This is a genomic window from Gammaproteobacteria bacterium (genome assembly GCA_029880545.1).
Classification (GTDB): Bacteria; Pseudomonadota; Gammaproteobacteria; order Acidiferrobacterales; family SZUA-150; genus JAOUOD01.
Window position 1 is genome coordinate 26,193 of record JAOUOD010000013.1, and the last position, 23,313, is coordinate 49,505.

Consider the following 23,313-nt stretch of genomic DNA (forward strand, 5'->3'; position numbering starts at 1 on the left):
ACCCTGATCTTCCGGCTTCGTCACCAAATATTTTCCATTTGTGTTCGCGTGACCGACAAACTGCTGATCCCCGCTAACCATGTTTACGGTCATTCCTTGTCCGGCTTATTATAGTCACAATCACTGCACCACCCAACGCCTGTTCGACGACATGCCAGGCTGTATTGCGCACAACATAGGCAATGGAATCGCCATGCGCGCCGGCCATGGCCAGGCCGTGCGGCAATACCCACAAGATTCCGACCAGCGCACCAAACCAGAGCCCGCCGGCAAGACCGTCGACAGATGATAACTGTCCATACAGGTATACCATCATTCCGGACAACACCAGGTAGGCGACAAGCAACAACCCGATTCCATCATGGGATGCATGCCGATCCGCATACAGGCCAGGCATGATCAGGTTATGCCACAGACCGGCAATTACCCACATGGACAAACCTGACACGACTGTTGCCAGAAAATATCTTCCCGCGGTCACCTTAACACCCTCCCCGGTACCCGGGTGTCACTGTCAAGAATACTTGCTGGTGCCCAGCCCAGTAATGCGTGAATTCCGCCGTTCACTGACAGGTATTGACCAAGACTCTGTCGTTGTGCCGAATCCAGGCTGGAGTACAGCGCCAAAAACAATTGTACAAGCTCCGGAACAAAATCGGCCAACAGGCATGACGGGTACAGCAACGGGTTGGACAGCGATTCCTTGTCAGGCTCATTCTGTTGCAGCTTGCGCATAAACAGTTCATGTGAATGCCTGAAGGTTTCATTCATCTCGACAGTGAATGCCGCGCTGCTGCCACGCAGTTCCAGCAACAGCCGGTTCTGTTTCTCGCCCGGTCCCAGCAAGTCATTGAGACCGACGAACAACGCGCTGCCACCCTGAATCGCCGGGCACGGTCGGACAGTAGTTTCTGTAATCATGCTTTCCCCTTTTCTGGTTGTCCCGGCTACCCGGGCACCTGGATGGCACTGGCCAGACGCCCGGGTCACGGCTGAAGTCTGCCTTGTTAGTGCAGAAAATGATGGTGTTTGTCAGTGGCGCAGGATTTCAACGTGTCGCGCTGTTCCGGACTCAGGGCATCATAAAAATCCGCGAATGCATTAATCACGGCCGGTCCCCGGCTCTGGAAGGTTCGCAGGTGCCGGTCGAACAGCTCCTGCCCCTGCTGACGGTCAAAACCGGATTGCTTCAACAGGCTGTTGACCAGCTCGGAGTGTGAAGCCGCTTGGCCACTTTCGCGGTGTGTCTCGAGTATTTGTGTTTCAACAACGGTGAGGTAGTACTTCTGGCTTTGTGTCAGCTCCAGCTTGTCAGCCAGCTTTTCGGCGACCCGGGCCACGTGTTCCTCGGGAGTCATGTTGTAATGACTGTACGCAATGACACTGGTGGCCATGGCTGCCGTGACAACGATACCTGCCAGGATGGTTTTTGCTTTCATGTCACATCTCCTTGTACTGGGTTGGTACGAGGATAATGCCCGCAGCAGACCTGCTGATCCTTTCAGGCAGGTAACGGTTTGTAACAAAATGTTTCAGTGGCGGGACGACGGCATGAACAACAGGACGCGCCACCCGACCTAACCCCTATTCAGGTGTTTCTCCCACTTGCCAATGAATTCCAGGAACAGTTTCCGGCTATAACTGTCACCCGATTCCAGTTCACCGGTATTCTTGGCAGCCAGCACCTCCCCCGTAGCGGACAACACCCAGAATCCTGGAACACCCGGCAATTGTGGCAACTGTGAAAAGAACTGCTGGTTGGGATTCTTCGGGCCAATATAGATTTTGCTGATAACAAACACTTCCTTGAGCCGGGCCATTAACGCCGCATCCTTTTTCAGGTAGTCGCTCAGTATGTGGCACCATTTGCACCAGTCACCCCCTGAAATCACCAGCACCAGTTTCTTTTCATCCTGGGCCTGCCTGGTGGCGAGATTGAGCTGCTGGAATGGATCGGCCTTGTGGTCGTAACCGATATCACCGGCCTGCGCCAGCTGGAACACTGAAGCCGCCAACGCTACGAGTACAAATTTCTTCATGATTCATCTCGCTTCCCGGAAAACCGGGTTCACACCGCTAGCGGTGACTTCGAAGCACGGAACGATAGATGCTGTTGAATTCTTCTGTATAACGCGGATCACACAACAGTTTTTCACCGTCATCCATCTGCACGCTACGGAACGGTACACGCCCCTTGTGCAATCTGGACTTGAGCGCCTGCTGACGCCGCGCTTCCTGGAAACTGCCCCCGCAATCTGAATAATACCTGGCCATGATTTCGTCAACCACCTGCATCACGCGCTGATGTTCCCCGTCTGCATAGGTGATGGTCCAGTTATCTACTTTGCCATACTGAACGCCGGCAGCGTCCAGTTGCCTGATAAAATCACTGTAGGGGTGAGAATCATAAAACTGGTACGAGCGTTTTTCCTGCTTGTTACAGGCCTGCAATCCGCCAAGCATGAACAGCAATGCTATTGCGATTGTAACCAATCGACCAGGATATGCCGAACCACGAATACCGGTAACGTTGAAATAACGCATGATGTTTTCCTGTTACGACGCCTATTGCCCGTCGCCCATCATACCCGAACCGTGCCGGAATACCTCGCAAGAAAGTTCTCCAGCCCGTTATCCCGGAACCACTCCGGGTCCCAGTGTTTACGGGTCAACCTGTGCATGGCGGACAACCTGATTACGTAGGTCTCGACACGGATTTGGGTTCCGTGCCCGGTTGTTACCCACATCGGGCGCCGGCGATATTCATCGCCCTCGAATTGGTCCAGCTTGCGGACGTCGGCAACAGTGACGCCCATTCGAACCAGGCCCTGCACCCTGCCGGATGGCGACCGCACCAAGCCCGGGTAGGTTTCTGCCTTTACCCGGTAACGGGCATAGCCCTCCAGGGTGGCATATTGCGTCCTGTATTGCCTGGACGCGATCGCGGCCCAGACTTCATCAAATATCAGCGAGCCGTAAACAAAAATATTTTTCACAAGGCCATGTCTCTATTTTTTCATAAGGTTCGCGAGAACAGTGATAACGAGGCTGACAACAAGCATGGATACAATCGGGAAACGGATTTTTGCTTTCTCCGTATCAATACGTATATCACCGGGTAACCGGCCAAACCAGTCAAGCAACCACGGCGCATATCGCAACACCAGGCCGACAGCAATCAGGATGGTTCCTGTAAAGATCAGCCAGCGCGCCATGACGCCAGGTAATAGAGAACAAAAACCACCATGGCTGCGATTACCGTCATGAATACAATTGGCAGCATCGGTGATTGGGCCAGCATTTCCCCGGATTCGCTGTCCTGCTGTGAGTCTTCATCCGGGGCGGTCGCGAGATCCGGCTCAGTCACCAGGTTTTTATCGTATTCCGCCAGCAGCCGGATCGCTTTCGCGACATCGGCATTGTCTACGTGAATCGAAGCAAAATCAGTCGCCATGATTTCGCCCACCCCGCCTTGAAGATAGTGTCCGCCTACATAGGCGGTTATGCCGCCGGCCTCAAGCATGCCCCGGATAATGTGTGCTTCAGCGATATCACCAGAGCGATAGATTATCGGCATTAAACAATCTCCGGCCCGTCCAGGCCCCGGTAACAGTATCACAGTCCAGATGGCGACGGACATAAGCAATCCGGCGCCCTGCACTGATTCTGGCGCCATCCCGAGAAAAATTCAGGGTTTGATTCCAGTCAACATTTTTGCCCGGCTTCGGTATTAGGATAGTTTGTGCGCCAAACCTATAATGAAAGCTGTGAACCATGGAACTTACCTATTCTGAAAAAGAACATGCCCGACATAACGCGTTCCAGAGCATCTGGAACAATGAAATCAACAATGTTTTCGCCGACGTCGCCAGCTACTATGACCGTATTAACTGGTTTGCCAGCCTGGGCATGCTGGACAACTGGCGACAGCGATTCCTCTCAACCGTCAAGACCCGCCCCGGGGCCCGTGTGCTCGATGTTTGTGCCGGTACCAATGTCATTGGTATCGACCTGCTGAAACAGGAGCCTAGTCTCAGGGTACACGCCATAGACCGAAGTGCGGATATGCAACGGGTCGGCCGTGAGCGGGCCAGGAAGCTGGGCTTCGAAATTGACAGTACGATCAGCGATGTCCACAAACTGCCATTCCCGGATAATCACTTTGATATTGTCACCCTGCAGTACGCGTCACGCCACCTGCGTATTATGGATGTGTTCTCGGAAATCAATCGCGTGCTCAAGCCGGGCGGCCATTTTTATCACTGCGACATGCTGCGACCATCAAACAGGATTGTCGAACATGGCTACTACCTGTACCTGCGCGCCTGCCTGGCGCTTCTGTCCTGGGCATTCCGTAGCGGCAGTGCGGCCGTGAAATGCCAGCGGTATTTTATTGATGCCATCCGCATGTTTTATTCCACCGAGGAGTTATCGGCCATGCTCAAGGAGCTGGGCTACAGCAACGTTGTAGGCAGATCGGTCATGGGTGGAGCAGTGGCATTTCACCAGGCGTGCAAACCGTAACAACTACGGCCAACGCGACAACTGGCGACCCACAACAAGCCGCATATCAGGCGCGATCAACCGGAGATTGATCGCGCTTTCCTCATGGGGTGCTACTGATCCTGTCCCGGTCCCGGGGATGCCGACAGAAAAAGCGAAAAAATCGCCGCCATCATTGCCGGCATATGCTCATCCCGAATCATATGGCCAGCACCGTCAAGCCACAGCGTTTGCACACTATTGATCCGGGCAGCGTATTTTCGCGCGTGATCAATGGTCACGGACGGATCAGCAGTACCGTGAACGACCAGCACCGGGCACTGAATCCTGCCCAACTCATCCAGGCGGGAGCCTGACACCTCCATCGCCCGAAAATGCTGCGGCATTACCCCGGGATTGAACCCTTTGCGATGACGCATTTCGTACAGCACCAGGTCAGCAATGGATTGCACCACGTCGTTATCAAGGCCCTCCGGCATCATGAAGCCTATAAACCCCGACATCATCCTGATCATGTCCGCCTCGGAGCCTGTGAGGCCATACTTGAGAACCAGGCGAACTGATTCGAGCGCGATTTGCTGTTGTTGATCAGCAAACTCAGGATCAAACATATGGGCGGAAGTAGACATGGATACCAGCGACAAGACCCGGTCCGGGTGACTGATTGCCAGGCGCTGACCAATCATCCCGCCCATGGATACGCCAATCACATGAGCTTTCCGGGCAGCTGCCGCGTCAAGCACGGCCAATGCATCACCCGTCATGTCTTCGAGAGAATACGGCGCGTCCGCCTGCCATTGTTCCATCCAGTCGGACAGGCCAATGCCGCGATGATCATAACGAATAACCCGGTAACCCTGCGCCGTCAGCGTGTCAATCAGCTCCAGGGGCCAGAACATGCTGCTGACGCCGGCACCCATTACCAGCAGTACATCAGCCTGCGGCGCCGTTGCAGGTAACACCGTTTCATACCAGATAGTGATATCACCATTTCGTGCGTAACCGGACCGGCCCTTTGCCAGGTTAGGCGGACCTTTTACAATGGACCTGGAAATAATCTCATCCGCCCCGTCCGGCAACTGCGGACCGCCGCTCAGGAATACGGCGAGAACGATTACCAGTACCGCTATTACACCGGACAACACCAGCAAAATCTTTTTCAGCATCTCGGCTTCCCTGGATTCATTAACACAATCTTTTCGTTCCGATCCTCAGCGATGTGTACCGGAAGAATCAATCCCGAAAATATCGTAAGGCGCTTGACCGTAATACTCTTTCAGCATCGGCGCTGCCAGGATAATCAGCACAATGAAACCGGCAACCACTGCCAGCTGACTCCCGGTAATGCGCTGTATGTCATGCCGTTCACCGGCAACGCACACCTCTCCAGGACAGTACCGGGCCTTTTCCCTGTATACCATCGAGTACATTTTGCAGCCCAGGCAAATCCCAAACGCCGCCTCGAAAAACAGGAAAATAAGACACACAAAACATACGATGCCGGTAATCGGGCTGTACGCGTTCAGCAGAATCAGGTGCACAAAAAATACCGAGGCCAGCACTACACCAATAATCCAGGCAAACTTTTTCTGTTGCGCACCCACGTATTCCGGCACCTGGTTACGCACAACCCAGCGACCAACTACCAGGAACGGCGCATAGCGGGGATTGATAAACACACGAATGACAATATCAACCAGGAAGATTGATACCGCGTACTTGAGCAGAAAGAAATCCTGCTTCAGGATCACCACCATTACCGAGATAAACAGCATCAGGAACAACATCCCGGCTGCTGCCCGGATTTCCCGTTCGTTCAATACCGGGATGGCATATCCTTCAACATGTTCACCAAACCCGCTTATTCCATTACCCGTGTTGTTATTCATTGGGCTCTCCTTGTTCGCGACGATGTGACTGCCGCGTTGTAAAAGCGCCCCTCGCCTGACTGATTATTATAATGCTTGATTCTGCCGTCCCGGCAACGCGAGGAACCTTCTGTCAGCAGTTCCGGCTGCGGTGGATTATACGGGTTTTCGTTCAACAATAAATATAACCGGTTTTCACCGTATCGCCTGCGGTGTCAGGCTTTCATTGCGATCGGCCGACACCTGGTTGCCGAGCGCGCTGACCAATAGCGCCGGAGAAAGCATGTACTGGATGCATTTGGCGCCACGGGGCTATCGGTTCACGAATGCATTACCCGGGACGGGTAGCCATTACCGGGTAAAACGGAAACACCGAAAATGACCTGCCCTCGTCCCTTCTCCTGTCAAGATCTGCCAGCAACTCCGCGGCTTCTGCCTCGGTAAAACTGCCCTTGCTGACAAAACTCGATAGCGCCGGGTACAGCATCCATTCGCGCATGTTGTCATCATCTACCAGGCTGACCATGGGCATGGGGCTAACCTGAACATCAACCATGCCCTCTGCTTTCAGCCAACCCGGCGTTTCCCTGACTACGCGGCCATTACGAATACCGTCGGCGAAAAGTTGTGAGAACCGTCGACCAAGAGCATGGTTATCACAGGCAATGACCATAGACTCCCAGTCGACATCCTGGACAACAATCTTTCCGCCCGGCTTTAATACACGGCACATTTCCTGTAATGCCTTGCGCGGGTCGGGCACATGGATCAACAACTGGGTGGCGACAACCCGATCGAAACTCTGGTCTTCCAGCGCCAGCGACTGCACATCCATACATTGAAATTCCAGGTTATCCTGGTCAAGAGACGCCGCCCGGGCGGTTGCTTCATCTATCATACGTTGACTGAAATCGGTACCCAGTGCCTTCCCCGGTGCAACCATACCTGCAATGATCGACAGAACATCGCCGGTGCCGCAGCCACAATCCAGGATCGACATACCCGGTTGCAGGTCCAGGCTGGCAAAGGCTGCCTTCGGGTTGGCACGGGCAAATTTCAGAAAATCAGCGCGTGTTGCATCGAGGAATCGTATAAAAAAATCCGCATCGTCAATCTCATCCAGCCTGATCCATGAGTCGTCAAAGTGGGTACTGCCCTGTTTCAGGTCCATAGCTTCTCCTTTGTGCGTATATATCCATGTTCACGGTAGCAGCCAGATCAATCGGTTCGCCATCGGAAATCTTGGCTGCCCCTGCCTGGTGTTCTGATCGACGCTACCGGGCTGCCCGGCATGCTTCAGTTTTTTGCCCGGCCTGGCCTGCCTTACATCCGGCTATCGATCAAAAATCCTTTCGGCTATGTCAGTCTTGATGGCCTCAAGCGGCCGCAGTGAAGTGTCCCCATAACCTCGGATGAAACCCAAAACAATCACGTTCCTGGTTAAATCAACACGTATCTTGTAGTCTGACCTGCCAAGCCAGTTGTCTGCCCTGCGCGATGCGAAAATCACCTCCCCGCGATCCTCGCCAATAGTCCAGCCGGTCTTTTTCAGGGTAGCAAGAATGATCTTCCGAATATCGCCTTCGGGCAATGAATATGAATCAATGTAAACAGGAACAGCATTGATCGTCTCGCTGATCAGCTCTCGTATCAAATCATCGGCATCAGCGTTATTCCATTTTGACATCTTGGCGTATCAATACGGTGTCCGGTCCATGCGATCTTTCATGCGGAGATCAGCTCCGTGGTAGTGCAGCCTGCGTATCATGGAATGGTCGGCCCTGAACGCGGCAAACATCACGGCGGTTTGCCCCATTTTGTTCCGGGCATTTACTTTCGCCCCCGCTTGAACAAGCGGGTCAACGACATCAATACTCCCGATCCGGGCGGCGGCAATCAAAGTGTTTCACCGTTGCTGCTGGCCGCGTTCACATCCGCGCCCTGCTTGATCAGCTCCTTGACCCTGGCCACATCACCCGCCAGCGCGGCTTCGCGCAAGTCGGCGCCGGGATCGGCCATGACCAGGCCAACCATAACCAGCGCAATTAAACCCAATGCCCGCGAAACTGTTATTGCCGATGTTATTTTCATTATCTGACCCTCGGATTACTTAAAGGTTACTTCCCGGCTCTTTTTATAACATTTACTAAACACTATTTACACTTTAACGGCCCTGGCCGGGAACCAGATTCGGGCGCGGTCGGATGCCAAAAATTGTCTCAAACTACTGAAATCTTTCCATTTTCCGGGTGAAACCGGTGCCGGCTTCATATACAATCCCGGCCTCTTTTCTGACCGGCCCCGTCCGAAGGTACCCCTTGTGATTGAGAAGTTACGCAATATCGCCATCATCGCCCATGTCGACCACGGCAAAACCACCCTGGTGGACCAGTTATTACAGCAATCCGGCACTCTTGGTGATCGCGCTGCGGCGCCGGAACGGGTAATGGACTCCAACGACCTGGAGCGTGAACGCGGTATTACCATCCTGTCCAAAAACACGGCAATCAAGTGGAACGACTGGCGTATCAATATCGTCGACACACCGGGACACGCGGATTTTGGCGGTGAAGTGGAGCGCGTATTGTCCATGGTGGACTCGGTATTGCTGCTGGTTGACGCTGTTGAAGGGCCAATGCCACAAACCCGCTTTGTCACGCAAAAAGCACTGGCGCGCGGTCTGCGCCCGATCGTGGTCATTAATAAAATTGATCGGCCTGGCGCGCGCCCGGACTGGGTGCTGGACCAGACCTTTGATTTGTTTGATCGCCTGGGTGCAACCGATGAACAACTGGACTTCCCGGTAGTCTATGCGTCCGGCCTGAATGGTTTTGCCTCAATGGATGATTCCGTGCGTGATGGCGACATGACGCCGCTGCTGGAAACCATTGTCAAACATGTACCGGTACCGGATGTCGATCCCGACGGCCCGTTCCAGATGCAGGTCAGCTCGCTGGACTACAACAGCTACGTGGGTGTTATTGGTATCGGCCGCATTTCCCGCGGCAAACTCAAAACCAATTCACCGGTGACACTAATCGATATTTCCGGGAAAACCCGCAACGGTCGGGTGCTGCAGATTCTCGGCTTTATGGGGCTGGAACGCGTTGAAGTTCCGGAAGCCGAAGCCGGTGATATTATTGCCTTTACCGGCATCGAAACACTGAATATTTCCGACACCTTGTGCAACCCCGCCAAGGTGGAAGCACTGCCGCCGCTCACCGTAGATGAACCCACGGTCAGCATGACCTTCCAGGTCAATAACTCTCCGTTTGCGGGACAGGACGGCAAGTTTGTCACCAGTCGGCAGATTCGTGAACGGTTGCAGCGTGAACTGATCCATAACGTCGCCTTGCGCGTCAAGGACACAGATGACCCGGACAAGTTCCGCGTTTCCGGCCGCGGCGAGCTGCACCTTTCTATCCTGATTGAAAACATGCGCCGCGAAGGTTTCGAACTGGGTGTATCCCGTCCGGAAGTTATCTTCCGCAATACCGAGAGCGGCCGCGAAGAACCCTACGAGCAGGTGACTGTTGATGTTGAAACCGAGCACCAGGGCACGGTCATGGAAAAACTCGGCCTGCGCGGTGGCGAACTCAAAGACATGCTGCCTGATGGCCAGGGACGGGTTCGCCTGGACTACAAGATGCCGTCACGCGGACTTATCGGTTTCCGTACGGAGTTCCTGACCGCCACCCAGGGCACCGGCTTGCTGTACAGCGTGTTTGATCACTACGGCCCGGTGAAAAAAGGTGAATACGGCCAGCGCAACAACGGCGTTTTGATCGCCAATGGTGCCGGCAAGGCGCTGGGTTATGCCCTGTTCAACCTGCAGGAACGTGGCCGCCTGTTTATCGGTCCGTCCACCGAAGTATACGAAGGCATGGTTATCGGCATTCACTCGCGTGACAACGACCTGGTGGTAAACCCGCTCAAGGGCAAGCAATTAACCAACGTACGCGCCTCCGGCTCTGACGAAAACATTCTGTTGACTCCGCCAATCATCATGTCGCTGGAACAGGCGTTGGAATTCATCGACGACGATGAACTGGTGGAAGTCACCCCCAGTCATATACGCCTGCGCAAAAAGTTGCTCAAGGAACACGAGCGCAAACGCGCATCCCGGGAAAGCTCGGCAGACTGACCGGTCGGCCGACTGCTACTCAAACTCCGGGCAAACGGCTCACCGGGCAGGCAAAAACTGCTTGCCCGGTGCCACTGTTTTCCGACACCGCTACTTGCCGTTGCGCCGCTCCCACGACGTCAACCACAGGCCGATGCGACTCCACAGGTAAATGCTCAAACGGTCTCGCCACGGGCGGCCAAGCCAGTTTTCCCAGGTACATTCCACGCTGTTGGAAAAATCCGTTTCCATCATGGCAACGGCCTCTCGCGCAAAGCCTGAATCCTCAATATTCTGATTGGCCTCAAGGTTCCAGCGCATGTTCCAACGATCCAGGTTACTGGAACCAATGGACACCCATTGGTCGCATACTACGGTCTTGGCATGCAGAACCCGTGGCTGGTACTCAAAAATGCGTACACCATGGCGCAACAATCGCCCGTAATAACGCTGGCCGGCGCGACGCACGCCTGGATGATCAGTTCGCACTCCGGGTAACAACAACCTGACATCAACGCCACGATCAGCCGCGCGGCGCAAGGCACGACGCAGCTTTCTTGACGGCACAAAATAGGCGGTACACAGCCATACTCGTTGTTCGGCACTCCTGATGTGGCCAATCACGCTACGACGAATATCGCTGGCAAAAAACCCGAATGAACTGGTTACCCGACCCTGCATGGATCCGGCGGCCACTGGCAATTCTTGCGTGCATGCCTCGGTTGGCCACAACTGGTGAAACAGGTGGCACCAGTCAGCCACCACCGGTCCATGGGCCGACACCATGGTTTCCCGCCATGCATGCTCACTACCCTGCTCCGGCAGGAATTCGTCGGTAATGCCGGCGCCCCCGACAAAGGCGATGCGGTTATCGACAAGCAACAACTTCCTGTGGTCACGCGCCAGGTTCTTCATCCACCTGCCCAGGCGAACCGGGTTATAAAATTGCAGCTCGATACCGTTCTCCGTAAGTCGCCTGCGGTCCCAGGCATTCAGTTCGCGGCTGCCAAAATCATCCAGCAATACCCTGACCTGGGCACCCCGGATACGGGCATCGATCAGTGCCTGTATAAATGATTCCGCGTTTCGACCGGATTCAAACAGGTACATTTCCAGGAGAACCAGGTTTTTCGCGCCGGCAATGGCGTGCAGCATCGCAGGGTAAAAAACGGAAGCATCGACCAAAAGCCTGAACTGGTTTTTGTCACGCAATGGATAAACATGACCGGTTTTTTTCATTGCAACACACCATCCCGGAACCGAATCGATATGGCTGAACCGGCAGCAGCATTGAACCGGGGCAGACTAATCCAGGTAACGCGCCTGCCATTGGAGGTAAAGTTTGTGCACATGCTCCATGTATTCAACCTTGTCGCCAAATGGCGATGGATCGATGGCATCATAAACATAGTAGTTGGCCCGTGGATTCTGCGCGGTGAGAAATTGCCAGAGCTTGTAAGGCAGGGTTTGCGGCGCCCGCCACTCAAACAGGTCCTGCATCTCGTAATGCAGAAACACCGGCAGTATCGGTACACCGGTTTTCAGGGAAATATCAAACGCACCGTAGCGAAATGTTTCAAAAATGCGGCGACCCTTGCAACCACCTTCGGGATAGACAGCAATATTCTTGCCCGAGTTGACCGTATCAATCAGTTGCTGATAGGCATCATGACGTGAATCACGGTCTTCACGCTTGACGAACAGGTTGCCACCGGCCCAGGTAATACGCCCGGCAAACCACCAGTCCCGCACCTCGGCCTTGGCCAGGGACAATACCGGGAATAGCGCCGGAATACCGACATCCTCAAATGCCGATGGATGATTGGCAATCAGAATATAATGTTCTGGCAGCGGCTTGTGATGTTTTTCATGTAGCCGAAGATCAACACCGAGTGCTTTGACAAACAGTTTTGACCACAGGCGCATGCCGACAAAGTAGAAAGGCTGAAAACGCCTTAGCAGCGGCGTTGGCAGCCAGGTCGCCAAATACAGCAACTGGTTGAACACAACCAGTTCAAGAATACAGATAAATCGCCAGGCGATTCTTGCCAGCGCACCAACCATCAGCAGCCCATCCCTTCCGCAGACTTGTTACACCACCAATAATAAGCATGGCAGCGAAATAACACACGCTGTACTGACAAAAGTTTACATGAAAAACCCGCCTCGGCAGCTATATGACGGGCGGGTTCTGGACAGCGATAATCCCGTGCCTTTAGTTCAGCGGGCAGGCGACGTGCGCGGTTTGAACAGTCCCATGAAGCCCTTGCTGCCCCGCTGCTGGCCGCCGGCCTTGGCTGAATCCAGCAGGCACACGGTATTGAGCGGGCAATGCAACTCATGATCATCGCCCAGCTCCTTCCAGACAAAATCGAGCGCCTTGTCAGCGCGACGGAAGAAACGGTTTTCACCCATGCGCTCCAGGAAGCCACTGTGCCACAACACGTCCATAACCTGCTTCTTGAACTGGGTGAACATCATCTTCACACCGGCCTTTTCCAGGCGCTCGGCCAACTCACGCAGCATTTCCTCACCGGTTGCATCAATTTCGTTAATGCCCTGGCCGTCGACAATGACGTACTTGAGCTCCGGAGCGTTTGCGGATTTATGCAGTACCATATCTTCAAAATAACTGGTATTGGCAAAATACAATGAGCCGTCAAAACGGATCATCAGGATTTCCTTGCAGGTATCCAGGTTGAACAATTCAGCATCACGCAGCGAGCCATCCGGGTGACGCGACAGTGTCACAACACGCGGTTTCATCGTCTGGTACAGGAACAGGCCCAGCGACAGCACCAGGCCGATTACGATGGCATTCTCAAGATGCGGCGCAAACGCCAACGTCAGCACGAAGGTGGTCATGGATATGGCGCCATCCGTGCGCTTGACCTTCCAGGTGTGATGAATGGCCTTGAAATTCACCAGGCCGATAACCGCCATCATGATGACCGCGGCCAGGGTTGCCTGGGGCAAGTGATAAAGTAACGGCGTCAGCCACAACAGGGTGATCACCACCACCAGACTGGTTATTACCGATGACAGGCCGGTTTTGGCGCCGGCACCGATATTCACCGCTGAACGCGAGAACGAACCCGAGGTCGCATAACTCTGAAAGAAACTGCCGACAATATTGCCGATACCCTGGCCGACCAGCTCCTGGTTCGCGTCAAGACGCTGACGTGTGCGAGCGGCCATGGCCTTGGCTATGGATATTGCCTCCATAAAACCAATCAAGGCAATGGCGATTGCCGAGACAAATATTTGTGATACTGCACCCCAGTTCCAATCAGGCAGCTTGAACGACGGCAAACCCTCGGGGATGCTGCCAACCACCTGGCCACCGGCATGGGCTACCAGTGATCCATCCTTGTTGAGCCGGGTAATGCGCCAAACAAGCTTGTCGGCCTTGCGACCTTTGGGTGCCTCACCTTCCGGAAAATAGCGGACAGAATCTTCATTGATGTCCACGTTTTCAGCAGCCTCCACGTGCTGCAAACGCACTGCCTTGATCTTGTTCAGGCTGTCCTTGGCTGCTTTCTGACGACGCTCCAGGCGCAGACGTTCCTTGTTCAGCTCATGTACCGCGGACAGCGCGGTAAAACTTGCCTCGCCATGCTTTTCAGCTGCCGCCTTGTGCTTGGCGGTTGCGGCCTTGATGCGCTCGTCAAATCCGGCGATTTCCTTTTGCAGGTCAAGGTGAGCGGTGATCAACTGGCGTACAGAACGGTCATCCAGTTGTTTGAGTTCGATCTCGCGCGCCTTTTCAAAGCTCATGGCGAAAGACAGCAGCGTGGTTACAGCCACCGCCAGCAATACGCCGGGAATGCGCGGATTAATCCGCCTGAGGCCGATAATCATTGCAAAAGCCAGCACGGCCATAATCAGTGTCGGCCAATGCGTGTTTTCACTGGCCGCCGCCAGGGTGTTCCATACGGTCTCGTAGTGATGCGGAGCTTTTTCAACAGTAACACCGAATATCTTGCCCAGCTGGGAGGTGGCAATAATGATTGCCGCAGCATTGGTGAATCCCAATACCACGGAGTGCGACAGGAAGTTGACCAGCACGCCCAGTCGCAACAGTCCCAGCGCCAGCTGGAACAGGCCGACCAGCAGCGCCAGCATAATGGCATAGGCAACAAAACCGCTTGAACCGGCCGTGGCCAACGGCTCAAGTGCAGCGGCAGACAACAATGACACCACCGCCACCGGGCCGGTCGCCAATTGCCTGGATGAACCGAAAATGGCAGCAATCATTGGCGGCAAAAATGCTGCGTACAAACCAAAATAAGGCGGCAATCCGGCCAACTGGGCATAGGCCATGGACTGGGGAATCAGCACCAGCGCCACGGTAATGCCGGCAATAATGTCGGCACGCAATACGGCCTTGTCGCGAAGCTCGCCAATCCAGCTTAAAAAGGGGACAAACTGACTAAAAAGGGAAAAATAACGACGGATTTTCACTCTTGACCTGAACTCCCGGAAAAATGCCGCGCACCAGGCAGACTGGCTTGCGGTCGTACTCAATCATTGTCAACGCAGCAACTGTACACAAAATAGGTGTAATACTAAAGAGCAGGAAGATTTGCAGCCAACAGGCCGGGCGCCCGGGAATGATTATAACGGCATCACTGGTTTCGGCCGAGCCGAAGGCTGAGCGTATCTCCTCGCTGGGTCATATCCAGATGTTTCAGGAAAGCCATGCCCAGGAGAATTTCGTCACCCCCTGTATTGGGATTGATATGGGCCCGAAGATCACGAAGCTCGATGGGCCCAATACCCACCCGGCTCAAACGGGTTGACCAGGCCCGGATCGGGCCATTGGCGGTCTGGTATACAAGCTCACCACCCCGTTCCAGCGCCAGTCGATCAGCCACCGATACGGGCACCGAAATATCCGTGGCCCCGGTATCCAGCATAAAGGTAACTGCCGTATCATTGATGTAGCCACTGGCAATATAATGGCCCCAACGATTTCGTTTCAGCACGACTTCGGCATCAGCGGAAACCGACAAATTGCGATTCGGATGATATTGCCGGTCGTGGATACCACTGAATAGCCAGGTGACCAGCATCAACACGGCCAGCCATGCCAGGTAAATCATCCATCGGCCAATACGGGCAGTGTCGTCGGAAGAATCGGGCGGTTCTGTTTTCATAATATATAAGTATAACGGATATGGCAGCGTCACAAAGCGGCGTATCGACATTGCCGATCATTGCGTTTACCCTTGCACTCCGGTTTTGCCCGGCTTTTCGGGTATATTGGTCACAAGGAGCCAAGATTGAGAACTGCAGACGAGACCAAAGAACTGGTTTATGTAAAGGATTCCGCCATTCACGGAAAAGGCCTGTTTGCCCGCATTCGCATCCCGCGCGATACCTATATCGGTACCTACGAGGGCCCGGTAGCGAGGAAAAACGGTTCACACGTGCTGTGGGTGTTTGACGACGAAACCGACGAGGTTATCGGGCGTTGTGGCAAGAACTGGTTACGCTACCTGAATCATAACAAGAAACCCAACGCCGAATTCGACGGTTTCGAATTGTACGCGCTGCGGGCCATCAAGCCGGATGAAGAAATCACCATTGACTACGATCCTGATGATGAAGGATATGTGGAAGATGACTGGAACCGTTAGTGACCGACAAAACACATCCCGAAAACCGCAATTTTGAGTTTGTGGACACGCCGGCAGCACTGGAAACCTGCTGCCGGGAACTGGCTGGCAGCGAGTTCATCGCACTGGATACCGAATTTCTCCGTGAGCGCACCTATCGCCCGATACTCGGGCTAATCCAGCTTGCGACACCGGACTATACGGCCTGCATCGATCCCCTGGCCTTTGATTCATTGGAACCACTCAAGCCCGTTCTGCTTGACCCGTCCATTACCAAGGTGGTTCACGCCGGCGAACAGGACCTGGAAATCTTTCATAACGACTGGGGCGAAATACCCTCGCCCGTATTTGACACCCAGATTGCAGCGACCCTGATGGGATCAGGCGAAAACATTGGCTACGCTGCGCTGGTCAGCAAACTGCTCGGTGTCGAGCTCGACAAATCCCATTCGCGCACTGACTGGCTGAGGCGGCCACTTGCCGGCAAACAGCTCAGCTATGCCGCGGACGACGTAATTTACCTGGCCAGGCTGTACCCGATCATGCGGTCAAAACTTGCTGAACTCGGGCGCCTCGACTGGCTGACCGATGATTTTGCGAACCTCACCAGCTCGTCGCGCTATGTTGTTGAAGCCGGGGATGCCTGGCGCAAGGTCAAGGGCATTGGCAAGCTCAAGGGATTATCCCTGGCCATTGCCTGTGAGCTGGCCGGCTGGCGTGAATCCGAGGCACTGGACAAGAACACCACCCGCAAACGCATACTTGCCGACGATGCCCTGCTTGAACTGGCGCGCCTGCAGCCGGACAAAAAAACCGACCTTTCACGGTTCCGGCAACTTCAGCATTCATCCATCCAGAAACAACTGGCGACGATTCTCGAAGTGATTGATCGCGGGCGCAGCCTGCCGCGAGACCAATGGCCTGTTCTTGAACGCAAGCGTCCGCTAAACGCCAACCAGGAGGCGCTGATGGATGCGCTGATGGCCATAGTTCGACTACGTGCCGACGCGGAACACATTGCTACCGGAACACTGGCCAGTCGCAAGGAACTTGAACTGCTGGTACGTGGTGAAACCGGCCTTGAACTGCTCAAGGGCTGGCGAAACCGGCTGGTTGGGTCGGCGCTGCAGGAATACCTGGAAGGCCGTATGACGCTGGTCATCAAGAACGGCAAACTGACCACACGCGCCGCTGACCACTAAAGCAAACTATCCGGACTGCGAAACGAAAAAGAGCCGCTGATTCCAGCGGCTCTTTTCTATTTGGCGCCGGCGGTACAATCACCCCTTGGTGCGCACCTCGGTTTCCTTTTCCTTGCGGAACTGCACGGCCATTTCGAACGCCTGCTTGTCGCCGTACTTGTGTGCGGAGAACAGCTTGTTGCGCTGCTTGTATGGCTCCGGGCACCAGGTCACAACGTAATGCTTGTACTGGTATCCGCCCTTGGTGACCCACTGCATGCCAACACCGAGTACACCGGTACTGTTACGGGAATTGCTGTAACGGATGCGACGGGTTGCTGTCAACGGCAGATCATGCTTCTTGAACATGGAGTCACGCCAGGTCTTGGCTTCCTTGAGTGCCTTGGGCTTGCTGCCGAACTTGCCATCGGCAAAAAACTTGGACATCGGCTTTGGTCGCAATGGTACACGCACCTGATATCCGTGTGTGCTCTTGTGATCAATACGGACTATGTGTGGATGGCTATTGGGATTGGGTTTACGCTTTTTCATGGACAGTACATCTCTTTATTGGTCATGTCGTGGCAGCAAATGCCACTTTATGTTTGGGGCAGCCCTTGTGTTCCGGGCAAACCCTCCTTTCGTCGCGTCAATCTGTCCAACCAGATTGACTGCAGCCGGTCGGTGATCACCTTCCGGATTCGCGTGGTCAATATATAGTACGAATTAGAAATACAGGCAATAGCAAATAATCGATTTTTATATATTTTTTACCTTTGGCATGATAAAGATTATTTTCCAGCGATAATCATTCTCATTAGGCTCTGGCGGCTATCAAAACGCAGGTTTCGGTTTCGGGATCAAAATCTATATAGGCGTCACCGGATTCCAGCAGATTCAGCGCCCGGTTTAGCTTCTGCTCCAGGGACATCTCGGTTACACCGTAGTCAGTGCCGTCCCGGGAAACAATTTCCTCCAGCAAGGACCGCAGTGTGTCCTTGTTTAGATCGTCATGAGGTATCTTCACGAGCAAATCCTACAAATTTTTGAATATCCTGAAGTCCGGCAAATAGTCATATCTTATATTATTTTCCCGGATATTGGCCGATGTTATTCCCATGCATACCCGTAATGTCGCTCCCGTTATTGCCGTGCCTCGCCTGGTCACGCATAATAGCGCCGTTTTTGGCACCGCAGACGCATCATGGCTTCCATCCAGCAAACCATTCTTGCAAAAAAACAGGCATTGGCCGAAAAGGTCAAGGCACCACTGAATGCGTTGTCCGTGGAATGTGCAGATAACTGGGGTAATGCAGACAGCATTGATCAGGTTCTGGCCAGCGCAATACATAATATTCCCAATTGCCACCTGCTTTATGCCTGGAACGTGGATGGTATCGAGATGTCATCGATGGTACAGGCAGACGCAATCGACCCCAGCTGGCGCGGACGTGATTTGTCCGAACGCCCTTACCTGAAAAACAACCTGCCTTTTATGGGCATCATGATTTCCTCGGTGTATATGAGCGAGTACACGCACATACAATGCATTACCGCCCTGCAGGCAGTACGAAAGCATGACGAGCTGCTCGGCTTCATTGCTGCCGATTTCGCGGTCAACGACCTGATCAAGGATTCGACGCTGACAACCATGGACGGCCAATGGCAGCAATTCCGTGGCGATCCGGCGGTACGCGGAACCGTGTTCCTGCAAACCCGTACCAACAGCCTGATGGACCAGCACATTGATGAAGCGCTCGATCTCGTCTATGGCCTGATGGTGGAGCATGGCGTTTTTCATGCAAAAATCCACTTTTCCAGCGGTCGCTGCTCATTCTGGATGCTCGAAGATCCGTACAGCTATCGCATACACACAATTGACGAGTTAATTAACCCGGAATTATGCCTGGCGTATCCCTTGCACAGCTATCCCGACAACGCACGGGTGACGCCTGAACAGATTCGACAGGTATTTGAAGGATTTCGCGAACTTCGGTTTGCTGACGACACGATTTACCTGCGCTCCAGCTCCATAAACATCATGAATGGCATGCTGGGTCTGACGTTCTCCTGTGACGGCTCTCACTACATGCCGGTTGACGAGTTTCTCGACAAGGACCTTGCGTTCTGGACGGGTGCGCGCCAGGCCCCCGGCAGCGAATAACTGATATATCAACCTCCTGCATCCTTTCCCGCTTGCCGATCTTGATCGCTGTTAACGATTGTTAAATACCCAAAAACGGGGTTTTCCTGAACGCCTGGCTGGCCTATAGTTACATTGCGCAACGGGGAAACGTGATGCGAGCAAGACACTCCCGACTAAAGCCAGACTGCGCAGCTGACGATAATCATTGCAAGAGGTGTAACGACGATCGTAGCCGGAAACCCAGGACCCGGGATAATAGATGCCGGAATGGATTGCCCGGAAAAAGCCAAGGCTACGGCACAATAGACGCGAACGAAAGACAAGATTCATCGACGAGATCCCGAGAAATCTCGCCGATAAAAGGTTTCCTCCCAACCTCCCTTTGTCCATATCTCTCGGGCCCTCCCAGGCCCGATTTTTTTTATCCAGTTTTAATTGTTACAAACTGTAAACAATCTATAGCCTGCAGTGTGTTAGCGGTCAAACATCAATGCTCATGTTCTCAATATTGATTGGTCGTTCCAATGCTGGCGATTTACCGACAAAACTTCGACGGTGAATCGAGAACCGAATTCAACAACACGCCAACTGACATTGACATCATAAAGCATGGTCCCGTAGTCACGATCCGCATCGTTGGCTATGTATGCAGGCCGCGGGTCCTGGGCCAGCACCTGCTCAACCAGCGTTACAAATCCCGGCAAGCGTTGCTCGACAACGCGGGCATCTGACAAGGCCGATTCCCGCCAACGCACTGGCACCAATGCCGGTACAGTAGCGGCAAATCCGGAACGTGCACCCGGATGTGAATCGGCGTAGGCAATATACGGCTTGATATCGAGCACGGGTGTGCCGTCAACCAGGTCCAGGCCGGCAAGCTGCAAAACCGTGCGCCCCGCCTGCTGCTCTACAGCGAGCAGTGTTGCCGACGACAAGCCAATGGCATTGGGTCGAAACGGTGAACGCGAAGCAAACACACCAACTCGCTCGTTGCCACCCAGGCGCGGCGGGCGCACGGTGGGTTTCCATTGCCCTCTTAATGCCTGGTGAAACAGAAATACCAGCCATACATGGCTGAACTCGTCCAGGCCACGAAAAGCTTCCGGGCGATCATAGTCGGAACGGAATTCAATGCTGAAGCGCGCCGCTGGCACCAGGCCCGGTTGGCGCGGCACCCCGAACTTTTCCGAAAACGGCGAGCGCACCACGCCGATTACATCAAATTGACATTTTTCCATAGGCCTCACCTGCCTGTACCGATCCAGGTTGATGCGAAACTATCATCCTGGCAAATGCCGATAACCTGGCCTGGCTTGAAATTTTTAATGTAGTATACTATATACATGTTTGACCAATCCCGGCTTGTCACAGGCCATTCTACAACTATCAATTACCCGAGGGCTCCCGTGAAGAAACTGTGCTGCATTGCCACGCCTGTGCTGCTGATTATCGTCGCACTTATGGCTTACAAATTCCTGTTCCAGGGTGCGGTAACACCGTCCACCGACGGGCGCACGGCCATTTTGCTCAATGACGAGGAAAGAAACCTGGTGCTGGCTGAAATGCGCACTTTTCTCGTCAGTACACAGCAGATTGTTGCTGCCCTCAATACGGGTGACAGCCAGCAGGTTGTCGCGGCGGCCAAGGCCGTCGGCGCTGCCGCCCAGCAACAGGTGCCCGGCACGCTGATCGCCAAGTTGCCCATGGAATTCAAGAAGCTCGGTTTTGATACGCACCAGAAATTTGACCTGCTTGCACTGGATGCCGAACAGCTTGGCGACAAGGGCCAGACACTGGAACAGCTGGCGCAACTGCTGCAAAACTGCGTTGCCTGTCATGCCGGTTATCGTATCGACCTTGAGATAACGGCGAAATAACCAACAACCTGCGCGGGCCAATCTGCCAGACTTGCCCCTGGCTGGCGGATTGACGATCACGGCGCCGCCGGTGATGTTTTCATGTCAATAGCAAAACTGACTATAATGCAGCCCCACCGGGCAGTTATTATTCAGGGGCAACATTCGTGATCGAACTGGACAGAATCAATTCGGATTCCTTCTTTCCACGCATCGACATCAAGTTGAGCAACAGGAGTAGTGAAACCGCGTTGTTCTGGCAGTTCGCCATCATGATCAACCATATCGAGATTGACCCGACACCGTCCCTGGGCTTCTGGTTTACAGTTGATGCGGAACGCCGCATAGATGGTCAGACTGCCACGGCTCACTCGGATACGCTCATTATTCGCAGCACCAACAATGGCTGGGGCAGCGCCCAGGATTCACAGCTTGTGCTCTTGCAACCGGTGCTTACCGCGCTGTTTCCCGATGAATCCCTGCGCTTTCACGGCAGCCTGAAAAGTGGCGAGACCCAGACGACCATGCGCCTGAATATCGACGATATGGACGATTCAGATTTTCGAACCGCGCGCGATACGCTGATGGCGGCGGCACGCGATGAAATGGAACAAGCCCTGCCAGAGTTTTACGAACGTAACAGCCACATGACACCGGAAAACGGGTACCCGGAAGAGTTGCTGTTCAGCAGCTACAAGGATTACGTCGATGAACAACGGGCCCATTTTTATCGTCGTTGGCATTATCGCGATGACGATGATGTGAAGCCGGTCATTCCCATTGATCACCTGAATATGAGCTGGCTGTGCTCGGACAAGCGTCGAATCATGCACAATGGCGAAAACACTATCGGCAGCCTCGGGCCGGCGGGTGCATTATATCTCTCAGAAACCGGCTTCCTTGTGGAAGAGAGCCTTGAGCGTTCAGCATCACAGCCGCTGACATTACAGTATTGCCCGATACTGGAACCGGGAATGGTCAACCATGAATACGCCTACCCGTTTTCGGAAAAACTGGAGCCCGGCAAACACAGGGATCTGCAACTTTTTATTGGCTGCACGCAGTCATGCAAGATGGACCTTGTGCTGCGCTTCTATACCCATGACCCGGAGCCATATGAATACCTGGTTCGTGACCTGCACATATGGAACCCGATGAATGCCAGCGGCGCCCGGCTGTTCCGAAACGGCGATGACATTCGTCGTACAGTGGATGACTACAAGGGAAAAATGAAAAACAGGAAAGTTATGGAGCACATCAAGGAAAACAAGAAAGATATGCTCAACAAGGTACGCTGGCTGGAAGACCGGCTGGACAACTACCCGTTCCTGCCACTGGGCTAGGCCAATACCTCAGCCGCAATCCAGCAACACCCCGGTCCCGCCCAGCCCGCAATACCCGCCAGGATTCTTGGCCAGGTACTGCTGATGATAGTCCTCGGCAAAATAAAATTCGGGAGCCGGCAGTATCTCGGTTGAAATAATGCCTATAGCTGACGACTGCAGCGCCTGCTGATAGGCATCCCGGGTTTGCTCGGCCAGTTGTCGCTGACTGCCTGAATAATAATAGATGCCCGAACGATACTGGGTACCGACATCATTGCCCTGGCGCATGCCCTGGGTGGGATTATGGGATTCCCAGAACAGCTTCAGCAACTGGCTGTAGCTGATCACGTTCGGATCAAATACCGCGCGCACCACTTCGTTGTGACCGGTGAAACCGGTACAGACTTCCTGGTAAGTCGGGTTAGGCGTATAACCGGCGGCATAACCCACGGCTGTCACGTAAACGCCTTGTGCCTGCCAGAATTTTCTCTCGGCGCCCCAGAAACAACCGAGGCCAAACATGGCTGTTTCGTAGCCATCAGGATACGGTGGCAACATGTTATGACCGTTCACATAGTGTTGTTCCGGAACCGGCATGGCCTGTGCCCGACCAGGCAGGACCTCGTCTTTTCCTGGCATATCGGTTTTCCTTTGTTTTACAGCCATATGGATTGTCTCCGGGGTCTTCGC

28 protein-coding genes are annotated in these 23,313 nt (G+C 53.9%); 7 read left to right on the forward strand and 21 right to left on the reverse strand.

All coding sequences use genetic code 11. The annotated features are described in order from the left end of the window. Positions 1–73 precede the first annotated feature (73 nt). The 8 genes from OEZ10_13240 to OEZ10_13275 form a co-directional block, all read right to left on the reverse strand. Positions 74–481, reverse strand: coding sequence for a hypothetical protein (locus OEZ10_13240; GenBank protein ID MDH5633937.1), 408 nt, complete (start codon positions 479–481; stop codon positions 74–76). Continuing rightward, the gene (locus OEZ10_13245; protein MDH5633938.1) at positions 478–921 is read right to left on the reverse strand and encodes a hypothetical protein; all 444 of its coding nucleotides are present in this window, start codon (positions 919–921) and stop codon (positions 478–480) included. The genes OEZ10_13240 and OEZ10_13245 overlap by 4 nt, the downstream gene beginning before the upstream one ends. An 86-nt stretch (positions 922–1,007) precedes the next feature. Further along, positions 1,008–1,439 carry a Spy/CpxP family protein refolding chaperone gene (locus tag OEZ10_13250; GenBank protein MDH5633939.1) on the reverse strand — a complete coding sequence of 144 codons (432 nt, stop codon included), beginning with the start codon at positions 1,437–1,439 and terminating at the stop codon, positions 1,008–1,010. A 138-nt stretch (positions 1,440–1,577) separates the two neighbouring features. Continuing rightward, a complete protein-coding gene (locus OEZ10_13255) occupies positions 1,578–2,039 on the reverse strand; it encodes a thioredoxin family protein (GenBank protein ID MDH5633940.1) in 462 nt (153 codons plus the stop codon). A 37-nt stretch (positions 2,040–2,076) separates the two neighbouring features. Beyond that, the gene (locus tag OEZ10_13260) at positions 2,077–2,544 is read right to left on the reverse strand and encodes a hypothetical protein (protein ID MDH5633941.1); all 468 of its coding nucleotides are present in this window, start codon (positions 2,542–2,544) and stop codon (positions 2,077–2,079) included. A 38-nt stretch (positions 2,545–2,582) separates the two neighbouring features. After that, positions 2,583–2,996 carry a gamma-glutamylcyclotransferase gene (locus OEZ10_13265; GenBank protein ID MDH5633942.1) on the reverse strand — a complete coding sequence of 138 codons (414 nt, stop codon included), beginning with the start codon at positions 2,994–2,996 and terminating at the stop codon, positions 2,583–2,585. Positions 2,997–3,008: 12 nt separating this feature from the next. Then, positions 3,009–3,215: a DUF2905 domain-containing protein gene (locus tag OEZ10_13270; protein MDH5633943.1), complete on the reverse strand. Its 207-nt coding sequence runs from the start codon at positions 3,213–3,215 to the stop codon at positions 3,009–3,011. Continuing rightward, positions 3,200–3,577, reverse strand: a complete 378-nt coding sequence (locus OEZ10_13275) for a DUF2007 domain-containing protein (GenBank protein MDH5633944.1) — start codon at positions 3,575–3,577, stop codon at positions 3,200–3,202. The genes OEZ10_13270 and OEZ10_13275 overlap by 16 nt, the downstream gene beginning before the upstream one ends. A 197-nt stretch (positions 3,578–3,774) precedes the next feature. On the opposite strand from OEZ10_13275, the gene OEZ10_13280 reads away from it, so the two are divergent. Next, a complete protein-coding gene (locus OEZ10_13280; protein MDH5633945.1) occupies positions 3,775–4,524 on the forward strand; it encodes a class I SAM-dependent methyltransferase in 750 nt (249 codons plus the stop codon). Positions 4,525–4,616: 92 nt separating this feature from the next. On the opposite strand, the gene OEZ10_13285 is transcribed toward OEZ10_13280, so the two are convergent. The 5 genes from OEZ10_13285 to OEZ10_13305 all read right to left on the reverse strand — a co-directional run bounded on the left by OEZ10_13285 (position 4,617) and on the right by OEZ10_13305 (position 8,462). Then, on the reverse strand, positions 4,617–5,669 hold the full coding sequence (locus OEZ10_13285) for an alpha/beta hydrolase (GenBank protein MDH5633946.1): 1,053 nt from the start codon (positions 5,667–5,669) through the stop codon (positions 4,617–4,619). Positions 5,670–5,714: 45 nt separating this feature from the next. Beyond that, a complete protein-coding gene (locus tag OEZ10_13290) occupies positions 5,715–6,392 on the reverse strand; it encodes a DUF4395 domain-containing protein (GenBank protein ID MDH5633947.1) in 678 nt (225 codons plus the stop codon). A 310-nt stretch (positions 6,393–6,702) separates the two neighbouring features. Next, on the reverse strand, positions 6,703–7,542 hold the full coding sequence (locus tag OEZ10_13295) for a methyltransferase domain-containing protein (GenBank protein MDH5633948.1): 840 nt from the start codon (positions 7,540–7,542) through the stop codon (positions 6,703–6,705). 162 nt (positions 7,543–7,704) lie between these two features. Continuing rightward, positions 7,705–8,058: a hypothetical protein gene (locus OEZ10_13300; protein ID MDH5633949.1), complete on the reverse strand. Its 354-nt coding sequence runs from the start codon at positions 8,056–8,058 to the stop codon at positions 7,705–7,707. 209 nt (positions 8,059–8,267) lie between these two features. Next, entirely contained in the window at positions 8,268–8,462 is a 195-nt protein-coding gene (locus tag OEZ10_13305; GenBank protein ID MDH5633950.1) for a hypothetical protein, read from the reverse strand. 229 nt (positions 8,463–8,691) lie between these two features. On the opposite strand from OEZ10_13305, the gene typA reads away from it, so the two are divergent. Next, the gene (gene typA / locus OEZ10_13310; protein ID MDH5633951.1) at positions 8,692–10,515 is read left to right on the forward strand and encodes a translational GTPase TypA; all 1,824 of its coding nucleotides are present in this window, start codon (positions 8,692–8,694) and stop codon (positions 10,513–10,515) included. A 90-nt stretch (positions 10,516–10,605) separates the two neighbouring features. Here typA and OEZ10_13315 read toward each other — a convergent pair whose 3' ends face one another. The 4 genes from OEZ10_13315 to OEZ10_13330 form a co-directional block, all read right to left on the reverse strand. Then, on the reverse strand, positions 10,606–11,733 hold the full coding sequence (locus OEZ10_13315; GenBank protein ID MDH5633952.1) for a phosphatidylserine/phosphatidylglycerophosphate/cardiolipin synthase family protein: 1,128 nt from the start codon (positions 11,731–11,733) through the stop codon (positions 10,606–10,608). Positions 11,734–11,799: 66 nt separating this feature from the next. Next, entirely contained in the window at positions 11,800–12,558 is a 759-nt protein-coding gene (locus OEZ10_13320) for a 1-acyl-sn-glycerol-3-phosphate acyltransferase (GenBank protein ID MDH5633953.1), read from the reverse strand. A gap of 156 nt (positions 12,559–12,714) precedes the next feature. Then, positions 12,715–14,958: a SulP family inorganic anion transporter gene (locus OEZ10_13325; GenBank protein ID MDH5633954.1), complete on the reverse strand. Its 2,244-nt coding sequence runs from the start codon at positions 14,956–14,958 to the stop codon at positions 12,715–12,717. A gap of 164 nt (positions 14,959–15,122) precedes the next feature. Beyond that, positions 15,123–15,653 carry a TIGR02281 family clan AA aspartic protease gene (locus tag OEZ10_13330; protein MDH5633955.1) on the reverse strand — a complete coding sequence of 177 codons (531 nt, stop codon included), beginning with the start codon at positions 15,651–15,653 and terminating at the stop codon, positions 15,123–15,125. A 126-nt stretch (positions 15,654–15,779) separates the two neighbouring features. On the opposite strand from OEZ10_13330, the gene OEZ10_13335 reads away from it, so the two are divergent. Both OEZ10_13335 and rnd read left to right on the forward strand, forming a co-directional pair. Then, positions 15,780–16,136 carry an SET domain-containing protein gene (locus tag OEZ10_13335; GenBank protein MDH5633956.1) on the forward strand — a complete coding sequence of 119 codons (357 nt, stop codon included), beginning with the start codon at positions 15,780–15,782 and terminating at the stop codon, positions 16,134–16,136. After that, entirely contained in the window at positions 16,136–17,317 is a 1,182-nt protein-coding gene (gene rnd / locus OEZ10_13340; protein ID MDH5633957.1) for a ribonuclease D, read from the forward strand. The genes OEZ10_13335 and rnd overlap by 1 nt, the downstream gene beginning before the upstream one ends. A 78-nt stretch (positions 17,318–17,395) precedes the next feature. Here the strand turns inward: rnd and OEZ10_13345 are convergent, their stop codons facing one another. Both OEZ10_13345 and OEZ10_13350 read right to left on the reverse strand, forming a co-directional pair. After that, complete coding sequence (locus OEZ10_13345) at positions 17,396–17,848, reverse strand: hypothetical protein (protein MDH5633958.1); 453 nt, start codon at positions 17,846–17,848, stop codon at positions 17,396–17,398. A gap of 265 nt (positions 17,849–18,113) precedes the next feature. Further along, positions 18,114–18,323 (reverse strand): YheU family protein, encoded by a 210-nt coding sequence (locus OEZ10_13350; GenBank protein MDH5633959.1) that lies wholly within the window; start codon positions 18,321–18,323, stop codon positions 18,114–18,116. Between the two features lie 177 nt (positions 18,324–18,500). Between OEZ10_13350 and OEZ10_13355 the strand changes: the two genes are divergently transcribed. After that, entirely contained in the window at positions 18,501–19,460 is a 960-nt protein-coding gene (locus OEZ10_13355) for a PDC sensor domain-containing protein (GenBank protein MDH5633960.1), read from the forward strand. Positions 19,461–19,936: 476 nt separating this feature from the next. Here the strand turns inward: OEZ10_13355 and tsaA are convergent, their stop codons facing one another. Further along, positions 19,937–20,680: a tRNA (N6-threonylcarbamoyladenosine(37)-N6)-methyltransferase TrmO gene (gene tsaA / locus OEZ10_13360; protein ID MDH5633961.1), complete on the reverse strand. Its 744-nt coding sequence runs from the start codon at positions 20,678–20,680 to the stop codon at positions 19,937–19,939. A gap of 168 nt (positions 20,681–20,848) precedes the next feature. On the opposite strand from tsaA, the gene OEZ10_13365 reads away from it, so the two are divergent. Both OEZ10_13365 and OEZ10_13370 read left to right on the forward strand, forming a co-directional pair. After that, positions 20,849–21,319, forward strand: a complete 471-nt coding sequence (locus OEZ10_13365; GenBank protein MDH5633962.1) for a hypothetical protein — start codon at positions 20,849–20,851, stop codon at positions 21,317–21,319. 146 nt (positions 21,320–21,465) lie between these two features. Then, positions 21,466–22,641, forward strand: a complete 1,176-nt coding sequence (locus OEZ10_13370) for a hypothetical protein (protein ID MDH5633963.1) — start codon at positions 21,466–21,468, stop codon at positions 22,639–22,641. Positions 22,642–22,650: 9 nt separating this feature from the next. On the opposite strand, the gene msrA is transcribed toward OEZ10_13370, so the two are convergent. Next, the gene (gene msrA, locus OEZ10_13375) at positions 22,651–23,289 is read right to left on the reverse strand and encodes a peptide-methionine (S)-S-oxide reductase MsrA (protein ID MDH5633964.1); all 639 of its coding nucleotides are present in this window, start codon (positions 23,287–23,289) and stop codon (positions 22,651–22,653) included. Positions 23,290–23,313: the final 24 nt, after the last annotated feature.

What these genes read in the sequence shown, in the direction of transcription:
- OEZ10_13245 (MDH5633938.1), bottom strand. Translation starts at nt 921, where the DNA reads ATGATTACAGAAACTACTGTCCGACCGTGCCCGGCGATTCAGGGTGGC.
- tsaA (MDH5633961.1), bottom strand. Translation starts at nt 20,680, where the DNA reads ATGGAAAAATGTCAATTTGATGTAATCGGCGTGGTGCGCTCGCCGTTT.
- OEZ10_13355 (MDH5633960.1), top strand. Translation starts at nt 18,501, where the DNA reads ATGGCTTCCATCCAGCAAACCATTCTTGCAAAAAAACAGGCATTGGCC.
- OEZ10_13250 (MDH5633939.1), bottom strand. Translation starts at nt 1,439, where the DNA reads ATGAAAGCAAAAACCATCCTGGCAGGTATCGTTGTCACGGCAGCCATG.
- OEZ10_13290 (MDH5633947.1), bottom strand. Translation starts at nt 6,392, where the DNA reads ATGAATAACAACACGGGTAATGGAATAAGCGGGTTTGGTGAACATGTT.
- msrA (MDH5633964.1), bottom strand. Translation starts at nt 23,289, where the DNA reads ATGGCTGTAAAACAAAGGAAAACCGATATGCCAGGAAAAGACGAGGTC.
- OEZ10_13330 (MDH5633955.1), bottom strand. Translation starts at nt 15,653, where the DNA reads ATGAAAACAGAACCGCCCGATTCTTCCGACGACACTGCCCGTATTGGC.
- OEZ10_13295 (MDH5633948.1), bottom strand. Translation starts at nt 7,542, where the DNA reads ATGGACCTGAAACAGGGCAGTACCCACTTTGACGACTCATGGATCAGG.
- OEZ10_13285 (MDH5633946.1), bottom strand. Translation starts at nt 5,669, where the DNA reads ATGCTGAAAAAGATTTTGCTGGTGTTGTCCGGTGTAATAGCGGTACTG.
- OEZ10_13320 (MDH5633953.1), bottom strand. Translation starts at nt 12,558, where the DNA reads ATGGTTGGTGCGCTGGCAAGAATCGCCTGGCGATTTATCTGTATTCTT.
- OEZ10_13260 (MDH5633941.1), bottom strand. Translation starts at nt 2,544, where the DNA reads ATGCGTTATTTCAACGTTACCGGTATTCGTGGTTCGGCATATCCTGGT.
- OEZ10_13270 (MDH5633943.1), bottom strand. Translation starts at nt 3,215, where the DNA reads ATGGCGCGCTGGCTGATCTTTACAGGAACCATCCTGATTGCTGTCGGC.
- OEZ10_13275 (MDH5633944.1), bottom strand. Translation starts at nt 3,577, where the DNA reads ATGCCGATAATCTATCGCTCTGGTGATATCGCTGAAGCACACATTATC.
- OEZ10_13315 (MDH5633952.1), bottom strand. Translation starts at nt 11,733, where the DNA reads ATGAAAAAAACCGGTCATGTTTATCCATTGCGTGACAAAAACCAGTTC.
- OEZ10_13300 (MDH5633949.1), bottom strand. Translation starts at nt 8,058, where the DNA reads ATGTCAAAATGGAATAACGCTGATGCCGATGATTTGATACGAGAGCTG.
- OEZ10_13280 (MDH5633945.1), top strand. Translation starts at nt 3,775, where the DNA reads ATGGAACTTACCTATTCTGAAAAAGAACATGCCCGACATAACGCGTTC.
- OEZ10_13345 (MDH5633958.1), bottom strand. Translation starts at nt 17,848, where the DNA reads ATGAAAAAGCGTAAACCCAATCCCAATAGCCATCCACACATAGTCCGT.
- OEZ10_13255 (MDH5633940.1), bottom strand. Translation starts at nt 2,039, where the DNA reads ATGAAGAAATTTGTACTCGTAGCGTTGGCGGCTTCAGTGTTCCAGCTG.
- OEZ10_13305 (MDH5633950.1), bottom strand. Translation starts at nt 8,462, where the DNA reads ATGAAAATAACATCGGCAATAACAGTTTCGCGGGCATTGGGTTTAATT.